The following is a 14276-nucleotide window of genomic DNA, read 5'->3' as shown; positions in this document are numbered from 1 at the left end:
CCGGCATTCTGCCCGGCACCCCCCGGACGGATCACAGCGTTTTCTCGGGCGGGTCACTCCGGTGCGTGGGGTCCTCGGACATTCCGTCCCCCATGAGCAGCGAGAGCACCAGGACGGCGAAGGCGGCGCCGAGCCCCACGCCCGACCATCCCGCGCGCTGGATCCGGGCGGAGCCGCAGGCCGGCGCGGTGTCGCGGTTGTCCGCCAGCGCGTCGTCGCCCGCCGGGTTCAGGACCGAACCGCAGGTCACCTGAACGGTGTCGTTCTCCTCCGCGTAACGGGACGGGTCGTGGATCTTCGGCGACACCGGCACGAACAGCAGGCCCACCGCTGCCACCGCGACCAGCAGCGCGAGGGTCGCCCCGCCGCGTACGACCGCGGGCAGCCTGCCCAACGACCGTGCGGGCCTGACGCGTTCGGGCTCCGCCGGTATGTCGTCGCGCTCGCCGCTCACTGCTGTACCCCCGTTGTCCTTCGGCCGGAAACCTTCTGGCCGCAGAGGTTAGCCGGGCTGCCGCAGGAGCGGTGGAGCCGGGGCGGGCCGTGGGGGAGCGCCGGACGCGGCAGGGGTGTCAGAGCAGCTTGGCCACGGTCAGCAGCAGGGCCGAGTCCTCCAGGGCCTCCACCCGGTGGCGGCTGTCGGGCACGATGATCAGGTCGCCCTGACGGGCCTCCCAGGACAGGTCGCCCGCCGTGAGCCGCACCCGGCCCTGCAGGACCTGCACCGTGGCCTCGCCGGGATTCTCGTGCTCGGCGAGCTGCGAGCCGCGTGTCATCCCGATGACCGTCTGGCGCAGAACCTTCTCATGACCGCCGTAGACGGTGTCCGCCGTATGACCGCCGCCTGCCGTGGCCGCCAGTTCGATCTGCTGGCGGGCCAGGGCTTCGAGGGAGAGTCTCTGCATGACGTCATTCTCCCGCATCCGTCCGCCCGGGCAACGCGGACGGCGCCGGGCGGGGCGGAGTCCCCGGCGCTGCCGGGGGACAGGCGGGGCGGGTCACCTGGCGGGGGCCGCACCCGGGCCGGTACGGCGGCCACTGCCGTACCCGGCCGTCCGGCGGATGAAGAAGCTGATGACCGAGGAGTTGACCAGGGCCGCCACCACCAGCACGACGTACGTCAGGGACGCCCCGAAGCCGGGCAGCAGCATGAGCAGGCTGGTCGGCGCGGTGAGCAGGATCGGGTACACGCCGGAGAACGAGGCGTCCGGGTGCGAGACCAGTGTGGTGTCCACCCACACCCAGACCAGCAGGGCCGCGATGACTATGAGGTACCCGCGCGAGAACCAGTCACCCGCCACTGTCCGGCCGATACGCCGCACCAGGTTCTTGCCGTTCATCGTCTCTCCACCACCGTCTCGCCTTGTGACCGGGTACGCCGTGCCCGCCCGCTCTGCGGCCGGTATGTCCGCGTGCCGCGGCCTCGTGTCTCTTCTTCTTTCCTGCTTCTTCCTTCTTCCAGACTGCCGGTGCCGGACGGCCGCGGCGTGAGTACCGGTACTCAACCGTCGCCGAGTACGGGGGTGATGCGTACGGGAGTGACCGGACGGGCTCAGGGGGTGTGGGCGCGTACGGCGGTCACGGCCAGGGTGGTGTAGTTCATCGTGAAGCGGCCGCCCAGGGAGTCGATGGCGTCCCCGACCGCGTCCAGGACCTCGGCCAGCTGACCGGGGCGTAGCTGGGTGAGGCCGCCGGTGGTGGGCAGCAGATCCAGCCACTGGTCGCGCGTGTAGGACCGCTCCCAGTCGAATCGCCACTGTTCGGGATCCTTGAACTGTCCGGTCTCCCGGATCGGGTCGGCGAGCTTCGCGTAGGCCGCAAGGTAGAGGTCGAGCGGGCGCCGGGCCGGCTGGGTGGTGAGCGGGGAGTCGGGCGCCGCCCGCCGGAAGGCGGCGGCGAACGGTTCGGCCACCTCGGCCGGTGGCTCGTACGCGTGCCCGAAGATGGCGAGCCGTCCCCCCGGCCGCAGCACCCGTGCCGCCTTCGCTGCGCCGGCGGCCGGATCCACCCAGTGCCACGACTGGGCGGCTATGACCGCGTCGAAGGTCCGGCTGGCCGGCTGCCAGTCTTCGAAGGTCGCCACCTCGACCCGCAGGCCACGGGCTCGCGCGAAGTCGGCCATCCGCGCGTCGGGCTCGACGCCGAGCACGGCGCACCCGGCCGCCTGGAACTGGCGGGCCGCGATGCCGGTGCCACAGCCCACGTCGAGCACGTCGAGCCCGGGGCTCCCGGCGGCGATCCGCGTCACCAGCTCATCGGGGTAGCCGGGCCTGGCCTGGTCGTAGCGTTGCGCGTCCACGCCGAACGACTCGGCCATCCGCCGGGCCTTGTGCGACTCCGCTCGGGGCGGTTCCGGCTGCTCTCGCGGTAGTGTGGGCATGTGCCCACCTTAGTGGGCGCTTGCCCGCTCGACAACGGACGGCGGCGGGTCGACGAAGACGACGAAGACGACGAAGACGACGAAGACGACGAAGACGACGAAGACGACGAAGACGAATGGGGAGGATCCACGAGTGCCGACCGGGGTGCACCTTCGTGACGCGCGGCAGCAACTGTTCGAGGCCGCCGAGCGCGTGCTTCTGCGGGACGGGCCCAACGGGCTGACCAGCAGGGCCGTCACCGACGAGGCCGGATGCGCCAAAGGGGTCCTGCACCGGCACTTCTCCGACTTCGACGCCTTCCTCACCGACCTCGTACTCGACCGCGCCGCGCAACTCGAGACGCAGGCGGGCACACTGCGCGAGGCCGCCGGGGCCGGCACGGTGGCCGGCAATCTCACCACCGCGCTGACCAGCCTGTTCGGGCCGATTCCGGTAGCGATCATCCCTCTCATCACCTTCCGGGACGAGTTGCGCGCACGGCTGCGGCAAGCCAGGCCCGGAGGCGGTATCGCGATCCTGGCCCAGGCCACGACCGCGATTGCGGCCTATCTCGCCGACGAGCGCGAACTGGGCCGTATCGCGGCCGACACCGACATCGACTCACTGACCCTCTCCCTGGTCGGCGGCGGGCACCTCCTGTTCGCTGACCGCGACCCCGGCCCGCCGACCACGGCGGTCGTCAACAAGCTTGTGACCGCGGTCATCGCCGACGCCGTGCAGCGACGACCGGCCTAGACGGATGTGGGGCGCCGCGCGCCGAATGCCGTACACCAGAGCTGGGCAGGTACGGGTGTGCGGAGCCCGGAGGACGGGACGACGCTGACCCGGAGGGGGCGCGCAACGTCATGGAACGATCTGGCTGGCAGTTTTCCGACGACCGTGGGCAGCTGTCGACGGCGGGGCGGACACCGTCGAAAGTGACCGCGTACATCCGGGCCGGGGCCACTCTGTGGGACCACGGCCTGACCCCGCACGCGGTCTTCGGCTCCCTGCACGACGGAGCGGCGATCGACCCGGCCAAGGCGGGGTCACTGCCGCAGGGCACCGTCCGCTACCTGGGCGCGGGCGGCTCGCTCGATCTGGACACGCTGCTCGGCGGCGGCCCGGACCTCGTGGTGGCGGTCAGCTACGGCGGCGGGCAGGTGTACGGACTCGACCCGGACACCGCCAAACACCTGGAGGAGCAAGTCCCCGTCGTCGTCATCGACGTGGGACAGACACACACCCTGCACGGGATCAGGAGCAGGTTCGACGCCCTCGCCCGCTCGCTGGGGGCCCGCGGCGACGGCGAGCAGCAGGAGCTGCTGGACGCCGCACACCACCGGCTGCGCGCGGCCGCGGACATACCGTCAGGACCCGAGGTGCTCGCGCTCTCGCCCGCCGGGCCCGACCAGGTGCATCTGGCGCGCCCCGGAGCCTGGCCCGAACTGCGCGCGCTGACCGAACACGGCGTCAGCATGGTCCGGCCGCCCGACGGCGCCGGCGCGAACTGGGCCACCGTCAGCTGGGCGGAGGCGGCCGCGCTGAACCCCGGCATCGTCCTCGCGGACGTCAGGTCGAACGCCACACCCCTCGACGAACTGCGCGGCAACGACGAGTGGCTGCGCCTCACCGATGCGGCGAGGGTCCTGCCGTGGAACCCGGAAGCCCCGGACAGCGCCCGTTCCCACACCCGGTTCTTCGCCTCGGTGGCCCAGGCGCTGGAGGCCACCGCCGCGGAGTGAGTGCGCTCACACCCGGCGTCGATCAAGGGACTCATCCGTGTCGGAGTTGGGCCGAACGGGTGAAGGGGGTCAGAATTGGCTGATGCAGATAGAAAGCCCAGCCGAGGTGGTCCGGTGAGCAGGTACGACGAGTACGACGTCACCGACGAGCAGTGGGAGGGGCTCGCCCAGGTGGTGCCGCTGCGCGGGCGCAACGAATGGCCCTCGCGAGTGGACCACGAGACGATCCCCAACGAGTACGCGGCCGAGCAGCGCCGTTTCGTGGTTCTGCGGGTGCAGGTGTTCGCCGACGCGCGTGAAGTCGCCGAGTACCTCGTCGGGCAGGTGCCCGTGCTGCTCGATCTGACCGGGGCCGAGACCGAAGTGGCCAAGCGCATCCTGGACTTCAGCAGCGGTGTGGTCTTCGGCCTCGGCAGCGGCATGCACCGGGTCGACAAGAATGTCTTCCTGCTGGCTCCGGCCGGCATGGAGGTGGAGGGAATCGCGGCGGCCGCAGTCCCCCGATCGTAGGAAGGTCATCCAGACGGAACGGTTCGCCACCGTGAGGCGTGCGTACGGTCCGGACCATGGACGCTACCTACGCACGCCCCACCGTCACCGAGCTGCGGCTCTCGGCCTTCAAGTCGCACCGCGGCGCCGCCTTTACGCTCGCCCCGCTGACCCTGTTCACAGGGGCGAGCGGGAGCGGTAAGACGAGCGCGCTCCAGGTGTACGAGGCGCTGGCGCGGCTCGGCGCGGGGGACGAGCTCGGTGAGGTCTTCGACGACCCGGGCAGCTGTGTCCCGGAGCGGGCCTGCGCGGACGCGCAGGGGCGGCGGGGGTTCCGGATCGGCTGCACGGTCGACGGCCCGGCCGGCCCCGTACACCTCGATCTGGCGGTGCAGGCCGAGCCCGAACTGCGTGTGGTGGGTGAACGGCTCACCGCCGACGGCCAGTTGCTGCTGTCAACCGCGCTGCGCGACCCGGCCCGCAGCACGGTGCAGGCCGCCTGGCACACGGCGGGCGCGGTCCCGGTGACCCGGGCGCCGCTGCCCGACGACCGGATGGGGACCGCGCTGCTCCCGCTGCGGGTCGCGGGCAAGACCGACGGGCAGCTGAAGGTGCTGGCCGCCGCCGAGCAGGTGGTGGTGGCGCTGCGCTCCGTCTTCGCCTGCGACCCCCAGCCGCAGCGGATGCGCCGCCCGGTGGCCGCCGGTGCGGGGCTGCTGCGGCGGGGCTGCGACAACCTGGCGTCGGTGCTGTACCGCACCCAGTCCGAGTGCGCCAACCGGCACCGGCAGCTGGTGGCCGCGGCGCGTGCCGGGTGTGCGGGGCCGGTGGCGGGGCTCGCGGCCGAGGAGCTGACGGACGGTCGGGTACGTGCGGTGCTCGGCAGGGGCAGCGGTACGGGCACTCCGGTGGAGCGGCTGGGCGAGGGCGAGCTGCGCTATCTGGCACTCGCGCTGGTGCTGCTGACCGGTCCCGGGGTGCTCGCGGTGGATCCGGCGGGCGAGGTGCCGCCCGCGATGCAGTCGCTGACGGTCCTGGCCGACGGGTTCGACCGCTCGCTCGACGCACGGCAGGCGCGGGAGCTCGCCGCTCTCGCCGCGGGGATCTGCGGGCAGGGCCACATCAGAGTGGTGGGCACCGCGTCGGACGCACGGTGGGCGGATGATCTGCCGGGCGTCTCGGTGGTAGATCTGGGCGTGTGACAGAACTGGATGTAGCGCAATTGCAGCGTCGGCTGGCCGAGTTCGCCGCGGCGCGGGACTGGCAGCCCTACCACACGCCCAAGAACCTGGCGGCTGCGCTGAGCGTGGAGGCGTCCGAACTGGTCGAGATCTTCCAGTGGCTGACGCCCGAGGAGTCGGCCCGGGTGATGGCGGAGCCGGGGTCGGCGCACCGGGTCGCGGACGAGGTCGCCGATGTGCTCGCGTATCTGCTGCAGTTCTGCGAGGTGCTGGGCATCGACGCCCTTGCGGCACTTTCCGACAAAATTGACCGAAATGAGACACGTTTCCCGGCGAAGCGCACCGAGGGTCGTCACTCTCCGGAGTGAGTGAGTTATCAACAATGTTCCTTGCATCCACAGATTTCCGAATTCCCCTGGCTTTATGGTCCAGACGCCTTCACTCTGGGTAATGAAAGGGGAGACGGCAAGTCATACGAACGGGGACAGAGATGGACGGGGTGCGGCTCATCGCAATCAGCCGGGACGCTCTGGCGCGGAGCGTCCCGGAGTTGGACACCATGGTGGAGGCGTGGCAGGCACAGGCGCTCGCCCGTGCCGTGGGCGGACATCTGGCGCTGCACGGTCCGCAGGAGCTGCGGGCCGACGCGCGGGCGCTCGGGGAATCGGGCGGCCGGGGCTGCGGAGCGCTCGAAGTGCCGACGGTGCGCGGCGGGCTGATACGGGCCGCGCAGCTGACCGAAGTGTCCGATGTGCGCGAGGCGTTGACGGTGCTCGGGGTGCTGCTGGGTGAGGTCGGTATAGCCCTGGTCGGTGTCGCCTGCGGTACGGACGAGGAGTCCGTCTACTGGCAGTGCATCGAGGCCATGGACGCGGCCGACGAGTCGGGCGACCGGGTGCGCGGAATGCTGCGGAGGCTGGAGGAGCGGGACGCGGAGAGCTCACGGAGGTAGGGCAGGAGAGGCAGGGCCGGCCGTGCGGGGGATCGGCGGACATCGGCCTGACGGGCACTGCGGGGGGCCTCCGGGGGCGGCCGAAGGTGCAGGATGGAGGCATGGATCTTCGAATCTTCACCGAGCCCCAGCAAGGGGCGAGCTATGACACTCTGCTGACCGTCGCCAAGGCGACCGAGGACCTCGGCTTCGACGCCTTCTACCGCTCGGACCACTATCTGCGGATGGGATCCGGCGACGGCCTGCCCGGCCCCACCGATGCCTGGATCACACTGGCGGGGCTGGCCCGCGAGACCCGGCGGATCCGCCTCGGGACGTTGATGACGGCGGGCACGTTCCGGCTGCCCGGTGTCCTGGCCATCCAGGTGGCGCAGGTCGACCAGATGTCCGGGGGCCGGGTGGAACTGGGCCTGGGAGCAGGCTGGTTCGAGGAGGAGCACCGGGCGTACGGGATCCCGTTCCCCAAGGAGAAGTTCGGCCGGCTGGAGGAGCAGCTGGCGATCATCACCGGGCTCTGGGAGACCAGGACCGGTGAGACCTTCAGCTATGACGGTACGTACTACCAGCTCAGCGACTCGCCCGCGCTGCCCAAGCCCGCCCAGGCGAAGGTGCCCGTGCTGATCGGAGGGCACGGGGCGACCCGTACGCCCCGGCTGGCCGCGCGGTACGCGGACGAGTTCAATATCCCGTTCGCCTCGATCGAGGACAGCGAGCGGCAGTTCGGGCGGGTGCGGGCGGCTGCCGAGGCGGCGGGGCGGACGGACGACTTGGTGTACTCCAACGCCCTGGTCGTCTGTGTCGGCAAGGACGACGCCGAGGTGGCGCGCCGTGCGGAGGCCATCGGGCGTGACACGGCGGACGTGAAGGCGAACGGGCTCGGCGGCTCGCCCGCCGAGGTCGTCGACAAGATCGGCCGCTACGGGGCCATCGGCGCGTCGCGCATCTACCTCCAGGTGCTCGACCTCGACGACCTGGACCACCTGGAGCTGATCTCCTCGCAGGTCCTCTCCCAGCTGAAGTAGCCAGGAGTGAAGCAGACAGGAGTGAAGTAGGCAGGAGTCAGGGTGCGCCCCGTCCGTACGCTCGCCGCCGCGCTGGCGGAGTCCACCGTCGTTCTCGACGGCGGCCTCTCCAACCAGCTGGAGGCGCAGGGCTGTGATCTCTCCGACGCGCTCTGGTCGGCGCGGCTGCTCGCCGACGACCCCGGGCAGATCGTGGCGGCGCACACGGCGTATGTACGGGCGGGCGCCCAGGTGCTCATCACCGCGAGCTACCAGGCCACGTTCGAGGGTTTCGCGCGGCGTGGGACCGGCCGGGCCGAGGCCGCTCGGCTGCTGGCCCGCAGTGTGCGGCTTGCCCGGGAGGCCGCCGGGACGGGGGAGCGCGAGGTCTGGGTCGCCGCCTCCGTCGGCCCGTACGGCGCGATGCTCGCCGACGGCAGCGAGTACCGCGGGCGGTACGGGCTCTCCGTCCGGGAGCTGGAGCGTTTCCACCGGCCGCGGATCGAGACGCTGGCCGCGGCCGAACCCGATGTGCTGGCGCTGGAGACGGTGCCGGACACCGACGAGGCCGAGGCGATGCTGCGGGCGGCCGACGGCTGCGGGACGCCGCTCTGGCTCTCGTACACCGTGGCGGGGGACCGCACCCGGGCCGGGCAGCCGCTGGCCGAGGCGTTCGCGCTCGCGGCCGGCCTGGACCGGGTGATCGCTGTGGGGGTGAACTGCTGCGCGTCCGGGGACGTGGGCCGGGCCGTGGAGACGGCGTCCTCGGTCACCGGCAAGCCGGTGGTCGTCTATCCGAACAGCGGCGAGCGGTGGGACGCCGGACACCGCGGCTGGCACGGCCGGTCCACCTTCGCGGCCTCGCGGGTGCAGGGCTGGGAGCGGGCCGGTGCCCGGCTGGTCGGCGGCTGCTGCCGGGTCGGCCCGGAGGAGATCGCGGACCTCGCCCGGCTCCGGACGCCGCCCCGAAGACCATGAAAACCTCTGGTCGGGCCCGGCCGGGCGGGCGATACTCGGACCCGTGTTCCTGACGATCAGCACCACCGGCACCCCAGAGCGCCCCGCCACCGACCTCGGCTTCCTGCTGCACAAGCATCCCGACAAGGCGCAGGCGTTCTCCACCTCGCACGGCACGGCGCATGTCCTCTATCCGGAGGCCACCGCCGAGCGCTGCACGGCCGCGCTGCTGCTGGAGGTGGACCCGGTGGCGCTGGTGCGGCGGGGCAAGGGCAAGGGGCGCGGCGGCGCACCCGACGCGGCGCTCGCCCAGTACGTCAACGACCGGCCGTACGCCGCGTCCTCGCTGCTGTCCGTCGCCATGACCACCGTCTTCAAGAGCGCCCTGCGCGGTGTGTGCACCGCACGCCCGGAGCGGGCCGAGACCCCGATGCCGCTGCGGATCGAGGTGCCCGCGCTGCCCGCGGGCGGCGGCCCGGGACTGGTGCACAGGCTCTTTGCCCCGCTCGGCTGGGAGCGGGTGAAGGCCGAGCCCATCGCCCTGGACGAGAAGTTCCCCGAGTGGGGCGAATCGCGGTATGTGCGGCTCGTGCTCGAAGGGGAGCTGCGGCTGGCCGACGCGCTGCGGCAGCTCTATGTGCTGCTGCCCGTCCTCGACGACGCCAAGCACTACTGGGTGGCGCCCGACGAGGTCGACAAACTGCTGCGCGCGGGTGAGGGGTGGCTGGCCGAGCATCCCGAGCAGAAGCTGATCACCAGCCGCTATCTGTCGCACCGCTGGGGACTGACCCGCCAGGCGATGGCTGCCCTGGAGCTGACACGGCTCGCGGAGGCCGACGACACCGAGGCCGAGACGATCGACAACGCCGTCGACGAGACCACGGACACCGAGGAGAAGCCGGTACCGCTGGCCGCGCGGCGCCGTGCGGCGATCCTCGACGCGCTGCGCACGGCCGGTGCCGGCCGGGTGCTCGACCTGGGCTGCGGTCAGGGCCAGCTGGTGCAGGAGCTGTTGAAGGACGACCGTTTCACCGAGGTCGTCGGCATGGACGTCTCGATGCGCGCGCTGAACATCGCGGCCCGCAGGCTCCGGCTCGACCAGCTCGGCGAGCGCCGTGCGGCCCGGGTGAAGCTCATCCAGGGCTCCCTCTCGTACACCGACAAACGGCTCAAGCGGTACGACGCCGCGGTGCTCAGCGAGGTCATCGAGCATGTCGACCCCGAGCGGCTGTCCGCCGTCGAGTACGCGGTCTTCGGCGCCGCCAGGCCGCAGACCGTCCTGGTGACCACACCGAACGCCGAGTACAACGTCCGCTGGGAGAGCCTGCCCGCCGGGCAGGTGCGCCACGGTGACCACCGCTTCGAGTGGACCCGTGAGGAGTTCCGCGCCTGGGCCGGGAAGGTGGCCGAACGGCACGGGTACGCCGTGGAGTTCAGGCCCGTGGGACCCGACGACCCCGAGGTCGGCCCGCCGACCCAGCTTGCGGTGTTCACCATGGAACCGAAATCCACCACCACGGCCCCGAAGGAGGCGAAAGCGGCATGAGCAGTACAGAAGAGAGCGGCACCGAGGACGCCACCGCCACCGGGACCACCACCGGGACCGGATCCGGCGGCGCCACCGCCCGCCCGCGCACCCTCCCGGTGACCGACCTCTCCCTCGTGGTGCTTGTCGGCGCCACGGGATCGGGCAAGTCCACCTTCGCGCACCGGCACTTCAAGTCCACCGAGGTCATCTCGTCGGACTTCTGCCGCGGCCTGGTCGCCGACGACGAGAACGACCAGAGCGCCAGCGGCGACGCCTTCGACGTCCTCCACTACATAGCGGGGAAGCGGCTGGCCGCCGGACGGCTGACCGTCGTGGACGCGACCAATGTGCAGTCCGAGAGCCGTAAGCAGCTGGTGCGGCTGGCGCGCGAGCACGACGTGCTGCCCATCGCGATCGTGCTCGACCTGCCCGAGGAGGTGTGCGCCGAGCGCAACGCCGCACGCCCCGACCGGGCCGGTATGCCCCGCCACGTCATCCAGCGGCACCGCCGCGAACTGCGCCGTTCACTGCGCGGCCTGGAGCGCGAGGGCTTCCGCAAGGTGCACATCCTGCGCAGCGCGGCCGAGGCCGAGACGGCCGAAGTCGTCCTGGAGAAGCGGTACAACGACCTCACCCACCTCACCGGCCCCTTCGACATCATCGGCGACATCCACGGCTGCAGCTCCGAGCTGGAAACCCTGCTCACCCGCCTCGGCTACACCGACGGCGCGCACCCCGAAGGGCGTACCGCCGTCTTCGTCGGCGACCTGGTGGACCGCGGGCCGGACAGCCCGGGCGTGCTGCGCCGGGTCATGTCGATGGTCGCCGACGGCAACGCGCTCTGCGTGCCCGGGAACCACGAGAACAAGCTCGGCCGTTACCTCAAGGGCCGCAAGGTCCAGCACAGCCACGGACTCGCCGAGACCGTCGAGCAGCTGGAGAAGGAGGACGCGAGGGACCCGGACTTCCGCGAGCGGGTGCGGGAGTTCATCGACGGGCTGGTCAGCCACTACGTCCTGGACGGCGGCAAGCTCGTCGTCTGCCACGCCGGGCTGCCCGAGAAGTACCACGGCCGCACCTCCGGCCGGGTCCGCTCGCACGCGCTGTACGGCGACACGACGGGCGAGACCGACGAGTTCGGGCTGCCCGTGCGCTACCCCTGGGCCGAGGACTACCGGGGCCGCGCCGCCGTGGTCTACGGACACACCCCCGTACCGAGCACCAGCTGGATCAACAACACCCTCTGCCTGGACACCGGCGCGGTCTTCGGCGGGCGGATGACGGCGCTGCGCTGGCCCGAGCGCGAACTGGTCGACGTCCCCGCCGAGCAGGTCTGGTACGAGCCGGTCCGTCCGCTCACCACCGAGGCGCCGGGCGGCCACGACGGCCGCCCGCTCGACCTCGCCGACGTCAGCGGCCGCCGCGTCGTGGAGACCAGGCACACCGGCCGGGTCGCGGTCCGTGAGGAGAACGCGGCGGCGGCGCTGGAGGTCATGAGCCGTTTCGCGGTCGACCCGCGGCTGCTCGCCTACCTGCCGCCGACGATGTCCCCCACGGGCACCTCGCATCTGGACGGCTATCTGGAGCACCCGGCCGAGGCGTTCGCGCAGTACAGGTCGGACGGCGTCGCGAAGGTCGTGTGCGAGGAGAAGCACATGGGCTCGCGTGCGGTGGCCCTCGTCTGCCGGGACGCCGGAGCCGCGCTCGAGCGCTTCGGGGTGTCGGGGCCGACGGGTTCGCTGCACACCAGGACCGGCCGTCCCTTCTTCGACGACCCCGCCGTCACCGAGGAGATCATCGGACGGCTGCGCACCGCCGTCTCCGAGGCCGGACTCTGGGACGAGCTGGGCACCGGCTGGCTGCTGCTCGACGCGGAGCTGATGCCCTGGTCGCTCAAGGCGACCGGCCTGCTCCGCAAGCAGTACGCGGCGGTGGGCGCCGCCTCACGCGCCGTCTTCCCCGGCGTCGTCGGGGCGCTGGAGGCGGCCGCGGCCCGCGGTGTCGAGGTCGGCGCGCTGCTCGACGGGCAGCGCGCGAGAGCCGATGACGCGGTCGCCTTCACCGAGGCGTACCGGCGGTACTGCTGGACGACGGACGGGCTCGACGGCGTACGGCTGGCACCCTTCCAGCTGCTCGCGGCCGAGGGGCGTTCGCTCGCCGGTGTGCCCCACGACGAGCAGCTGGCCTGGCTGGACCGGCTCGTCGAGCACGACCAGAGCGGGCTCCTGCGGACCACCCGCCGGCTGGTCGTCGACACGGGCGACAAGGAGTCCGTGCGCTCGGGCACCGACTGGTGGCTGGAGATGACCGGACGCGGCGGCGAAGGCATGGTCGTCAAGCCGCTCCAGGCGCTCGTACGGGACGCGAAGGGCCGGCTCGTCCAGCCCGGTATCAAGGTGCGCGGCCGTGAGTACCTGCGGATCATCTACGGCCCCGAGTACACCCGCCCGGACAATCTGGCCAGGCTCAGGCAGCGCTTCCTCGGCCACAAGCGCTCCCTCGCCCTGCGCGAGTACGCCCTGGGCCTGGAGGCGCTGGACCGGCTCGCCGACGGCGAACCGCTCTGGCGGATCCATGAGGCGGTCTTCGCCGTGCTGGCCCTGGAGTCGGAGCCGGTCGACCCGAGGCTCTGAGCGGCGCGGCCCGCCCGGGGCCCGCACGGCGCGGCCCCGGCGAGGCGCGCCGCGCCCGGACACGCCCCGCCCGTCCCTTCAGGGGTGAGCGGGGCGGACCGGGGACAGGATGGGGGGATGGGATTCCATGTCGACTCCGAGACGGGGCCGCTGCGCCGCGTCATCCTGCACAGACCGGGTCTGGAACTGAAGCGGCTGACCCCCAGCAACAAGGACGCGCTGCTCTTCGACGACGTGCTGTGGGTGCGCAGGGCCCGCCAGGAGCACGACGGCTTCGCCCATGTGCTGCGTGAGCGGGGCGTTGAGGTGCATCTCTTCGACGACCTGCTGCGGGAGTCACTGGAGGTGCCCGAGGCCCGCACCCTCGTCCTGGACCGGGTCTTCGACGAGAAGGAGTACGGTCCGCTCGCCACCCACCATCTGCGGACGGTCTTCGACGACCTGACCGTCGGTGACCTGACCGAGGTGCTCGTCGGGGGGATGACGAAGCGGGAGTTCCTGGAGCGCTACCGGGAGCCGGTCTCGGTGCGCTTCCATGTGATGGATCTGGACGACTTCCTGCTGGACCCGCTGCCGAACCATCTGTTCACCCGGGACACATCGGCGTGGATCTACGACGGTGTCTCCATCAACGCGATGCGCTGGCCTGCCAGGCAGCGCGAGACCGTCCACTTCGAGGCGATCTACCGCCACCACCCGCTCTTCACCGGCTCGGGCGCCTTCCACCACTGGTCGCAGGGCCAGGTCGACTACCCGTCCACGATCGAGGGCGGCGACGTCCTGGTCATCGGCAACGGCGCGGTCCTGATCGGGATGAGTGAGCGGACCACCCCACAGGCGGTGGAGATGCTGGCCCGCGGGCTGTTCGCGGCCGGGTCGGCGCGCACCATCGTGGCGCTCGACATGCCCAAGCGGCGGGCGTTCATGCACCTGGACACGGTGATGACGATGGTCGACGGCGACACCTTCACCCAGTACGCGGGGCTCGGGATGCTCCGCTCGTACACCATCGAACCCGGCGCCACCGAGAAGGAGCTGAAGGTCACCGACCATCCGCCGGAGCGGATGCACGACGCGATCGCCGCGGCGCTGGGGCTGGGCGGTATCCGGGTGCTGACCGCGACCCAGGACGTGCACTCGGCGGAGCGCGAGCAGTGGGACGACGGCTGCAACGTCCTGGCGGTCGAGCCGGGGGTGGTCGTGGCGTACGAGCGGAACTTCACCACGAACACGCATCTGCGCAAGGAGGGCATCGAAGTCATCGAGATCCCCGGCAGCGAGCTGGGGCGGGGCAGGGGAGGGCCGCGGTGCATGAGCTGTCCGGTTCATCGGGATGCCGTATAGTGATGCGTTCAATCGCATAGAATTCCAGCACGTATGGATGTCAGCACGTACGGCATCCGGCACCGACCCCCGTCCCCGCTACGCGC

The 14276-nt window shown here is 71.6% G+C and carries 16 protein-coding genes; 12 read left to right on the top strand and 4 right to left on the bottom strand.

The annotated features are described in order from the left end of the window. Nucleotides 1-31 precede the first annotated feature (31 nt). The 4 genes from OG510_RS07985 to OG510_RS07970 all read right to left on the bottom strand — a co-directional run bounded on the left by OG510_RS07985 (nucleotide 32) and on the right by OG510_RS07970 (nucleotide 2380). Complete coding sequence (locus OG510_RS07985; RefSeq protein ID WP_406136069.1) at nucleotides 32-454, bottom strand: hypothetical protein; 423 nt, start codon at nucleotides 452-454, stop codon at nucleotides 32-34. A 118-nt stretch (nucleotides 455-572) separates the two neighbouring features. Further along, nucleotides 573-905 carry a cupin domain-containing protein gene (locus tag OG510_RS07980; protein ID WP_406136068.1) on the bottom strand — a complete coding sequence of 111 codons (333 nt, stop codon included), beginning with the start codon at nucleotides 903-905 and terminating at the stop codon, nucleotides 573-575. 93 nt (nucleotides 906-998) lie between these two features. Beyond that, nucleotides 999-1340, bottom strand: a complete 342-nt coding sequence (locus tag OG510_RS07975; protein WP_406136067.1) for an SCO4225 family membrane protein — start codon at nucleotides 1338-1340, stop codon at nucleotides 999-1001. Between the two features lie 212 nt (nucleotides 1341-1552). After that, a complete protein-coding gene (locus tag OG510_RS07970) occupies nucleotides 1553-2380 on the bottom strand; it encodes a class I SAM-dependent methyltransferase (protein WP_406136066.1) in 828 nt (275 codons plus the stop codon). On the opposite strand from OG510_RS07970, the gene OG510_RS07965 reads away from it, so the two are divergent. The 12 genes from OG510_RS07965 to OG510_RS07910 all read left to right on the top strand — a co-directional run bounded on the left by OG510_RS07965 (nucleotide 2381) and on the right by OG510_RS07910 (nucleotide 14190). After that, nucleotides 2381-2539 (top strand): hypothetical protein, encoded by a 159-nt coding sequence (locus OG510_RS07965; RefSeq protein ID WP_406136064.1) that lies wholly within the window; start codon nucleotides 2381-2383, stop codon nucleotides 2537-2539. Further along, on the top strand, nucleotides 2514-3116 hold the full coding sequence (locus OG510_RS07960; protein WP_406136063.1) for a TetR/AcrR family transcriptional regulator: 603 nt from the start codon (nucleotides 2514-2516) through the stop codon (nucleotides 3114-3116). The genes OG510_RS07965 and OG510_RS07960 overlap by 26 nt, the downstream gene beginning before the upstream one ends. 110 nt (nucleotides 3117-3226) lie before the next feature. Then, the gene (locus tag OG510_RS07955; protein ID WP_406136062.1) at nucleotides 3227-4105 is read left to right on the top strand and encodes an ABC transporter substrate-binding protein; all 879 of its coding nucleotides are present in this window, start codon (nucleotides 3227-3229) and stop codon (nucleotides 4103-4105) included. 114 nt (nucleotides 4106-4219) lie between these two features. Beyond that, on the top strand, nucleotides 4220-4615 hold the full coding sequence (locus OG510_RS07950; protein WP_164266402.1) for a cell division protein SepF: 396 nt from the start codon (nucleotides 4220-4222) through the stop codon (nucleotides 4613-4615). Nucleotides 4616-4671: 56 nt separating this feature from the next. Next, nucleotides 4672-5796 carry an AAA family ATPase gene (locus tag OG510_RS07945; protein ID WP_406136061.1) on the top strand — a complete coding sequence of 375 codons (1125 nt, stop codon included), beginning with the start codon at nucleotides 4672-4674 and terminating at the stop codon, nucleotides 5794-5796. Next, nucleotides 5793-6143: a nucleotide pyrophosphohydrolase gene (locus OG510_RS07940; RefSeq protein ID WP_406136060.1), complete on the top strand. Its 351-nt coding sequence runs from the start codon at nucleotides 5793-5795 to the stop codon at nucleotides 6141-6143. Before OG510_RS07945 ends, OG510_RS07940 begins: the two co-directional genes overlap by 4 nt. Before the next feature lie 122 nt (nucleotides 6144-6265). Then, nucleotides 6266-6727, top strand: coding sequence for a DUF6099 family protein (locus OG510_RS07935; RefSeq protein WP_164267788.1), 462 nt, complete (start codon nucleotides 6266-6268; stop codon nucleotides 6725-6727). A 101-nt stretch (nucleotides 6728-6828) separates the two neighbouring features. Then, nucleotides 6829-7749, top strand: coding sequence for an LLM class F420-dependent oxidoreductase (locus OG510_RS07930; protein WP_164267789.1), 921 nt, complete (start codon nucleotides 6829-6831; stop codon nucleotides 7747-7749). A gap of 42 nt (nucleotides 7750-7791) precedes the next feature. Beyond that, complete coding sequence (gene mmuM, locus OG510_RS07925) at nucleotides 7792-8706, top strand: homocysteine S-methyltransferase (protein WP_406136059.1); 915 nt, start codon at nucleotides 7792-7794, stop codon at nucleotides 8704-8706. 43 nt (nucleotides 8707-8749) lie between these two features. Beyond that, a complete protein-coding gene (locus OG510_RS07920; RefSeq protein WP_406136057.1) occupies nucleotides 8750-10231 on the top strand; it encodes a 3' terminal RNA ribose 2'-O-methyltransferase Hen1 in 1482 nt (493 codons plus the stop codon). Beyond that, nucleotides 10228-12846: a polynucleotide kinase-phosphatase gene (locus OG510_RS07915; RefSeq protein ID WP_406136056.1), complete on the top strand. Its 2619-nt coding sequence runs from the start codon at nucleotides 10228-10230 to the stop codon at nucleotides 12844-12846. Before OG510_RS07920 ends, OG510_RS07915 begins: the two co-directional genes overlap by 4 nt. 117 nt (nucleotides 12847-12963) lie before the next feature. Next, complete coding sequence (locus tag OG510_RS07910) at nucleotides 12964-14190, top strand: arginine deiminase (RefSeq protein ID WP_406136055.1); 1227 nt, start codon at nucleotides 12964-12966, stop codon at nucleotides 14188-14190. Nucleotides 14191-14276 lie beyond the last annotated feature (86 nt).

Origin of the sequence: Streptomyces sp. NBC_01089, assembly GCF_045162975.1 — a bacterium.
Classification (GTDB): domain Bacteria; phylum Actinomycetota; class Actinomycetes; order Streptomycetales; family Streptomycetaceae; genus Streptomyces.
This window is presented reverse-complemented; position numbering and strand designations above follow the sequence as displayed.

What these genes read in the sequence shown, in the direction of transcription:
- OG510_RS07910 (WP_406136055.1), top strand. Translation starts at nt 12,964, where the DNA reads ATGGGATTCCATGTCGACTCCGAGACGGGGCCGCTGCGCCGCGTCATC.
- OG510_RS07955 (WP_406136062.1), top strand. Translation starts at nt 3,227, where the DNA reads ATGGAACGATCTGGCTGGCAGTTTTCCGACGACCGTGGGCAGCTGTCG.
- OG510_RS07980 (WP_406136068.1), bottom strand. Translation starts at nt 905, where the DNA reads ATGCAGAGACTCTCCCTCGAAGCCCTGGCCCGCCAGCAGATCGAACTG.
- OG510_RS07930 (WP_164267789.1), top strand. Translation starts at nt 6,829, where the DNA reads ATGGATCTTCGAATCTTCACCGAGCCCCAGCAAGGGGCGAGCTATGAC.
- OG510_RS07915 (WP_406136056.1), top strand. Translation starts at nt 10,228, where the DNA reads ATGAGCAGTACAGAAGAGAGCGGCACCGAGGACGCCACCGCCACCGGG.
- OG510_RS07970 (WP_406136066.1), bottom strand. Translation starts at nt 2,380, where the DNA reads ATGCCCACACTACCGCGAGAGCAGCCGGAACCGCCCCGAGCGGAGTCG.
- OG510_RS07975 (WP_406136067.1), bottom strand. Translation starts at nt 1,340, where the DNA reads ATGAACGGCAAGAACCTGGTGCGGCGTATCGGCCGGACAGTGGCGGGT.
- OG510_RS07945 (WP_406136061.1), top strand. Translation starts at nt 4,672, where the DNA reads ATGGACGCTACCTACGCACGCCCCACCGTCACCGAGCTGCGGCTCTCG.
- OG510_RS07935 (WP_164267788.1), top strand. Translation starts at nt 6,266, where the DNA reads ATGGACGGGGTGCGGCTCATCGCAATCAGCCGGGACGCTCTGGCGCGG.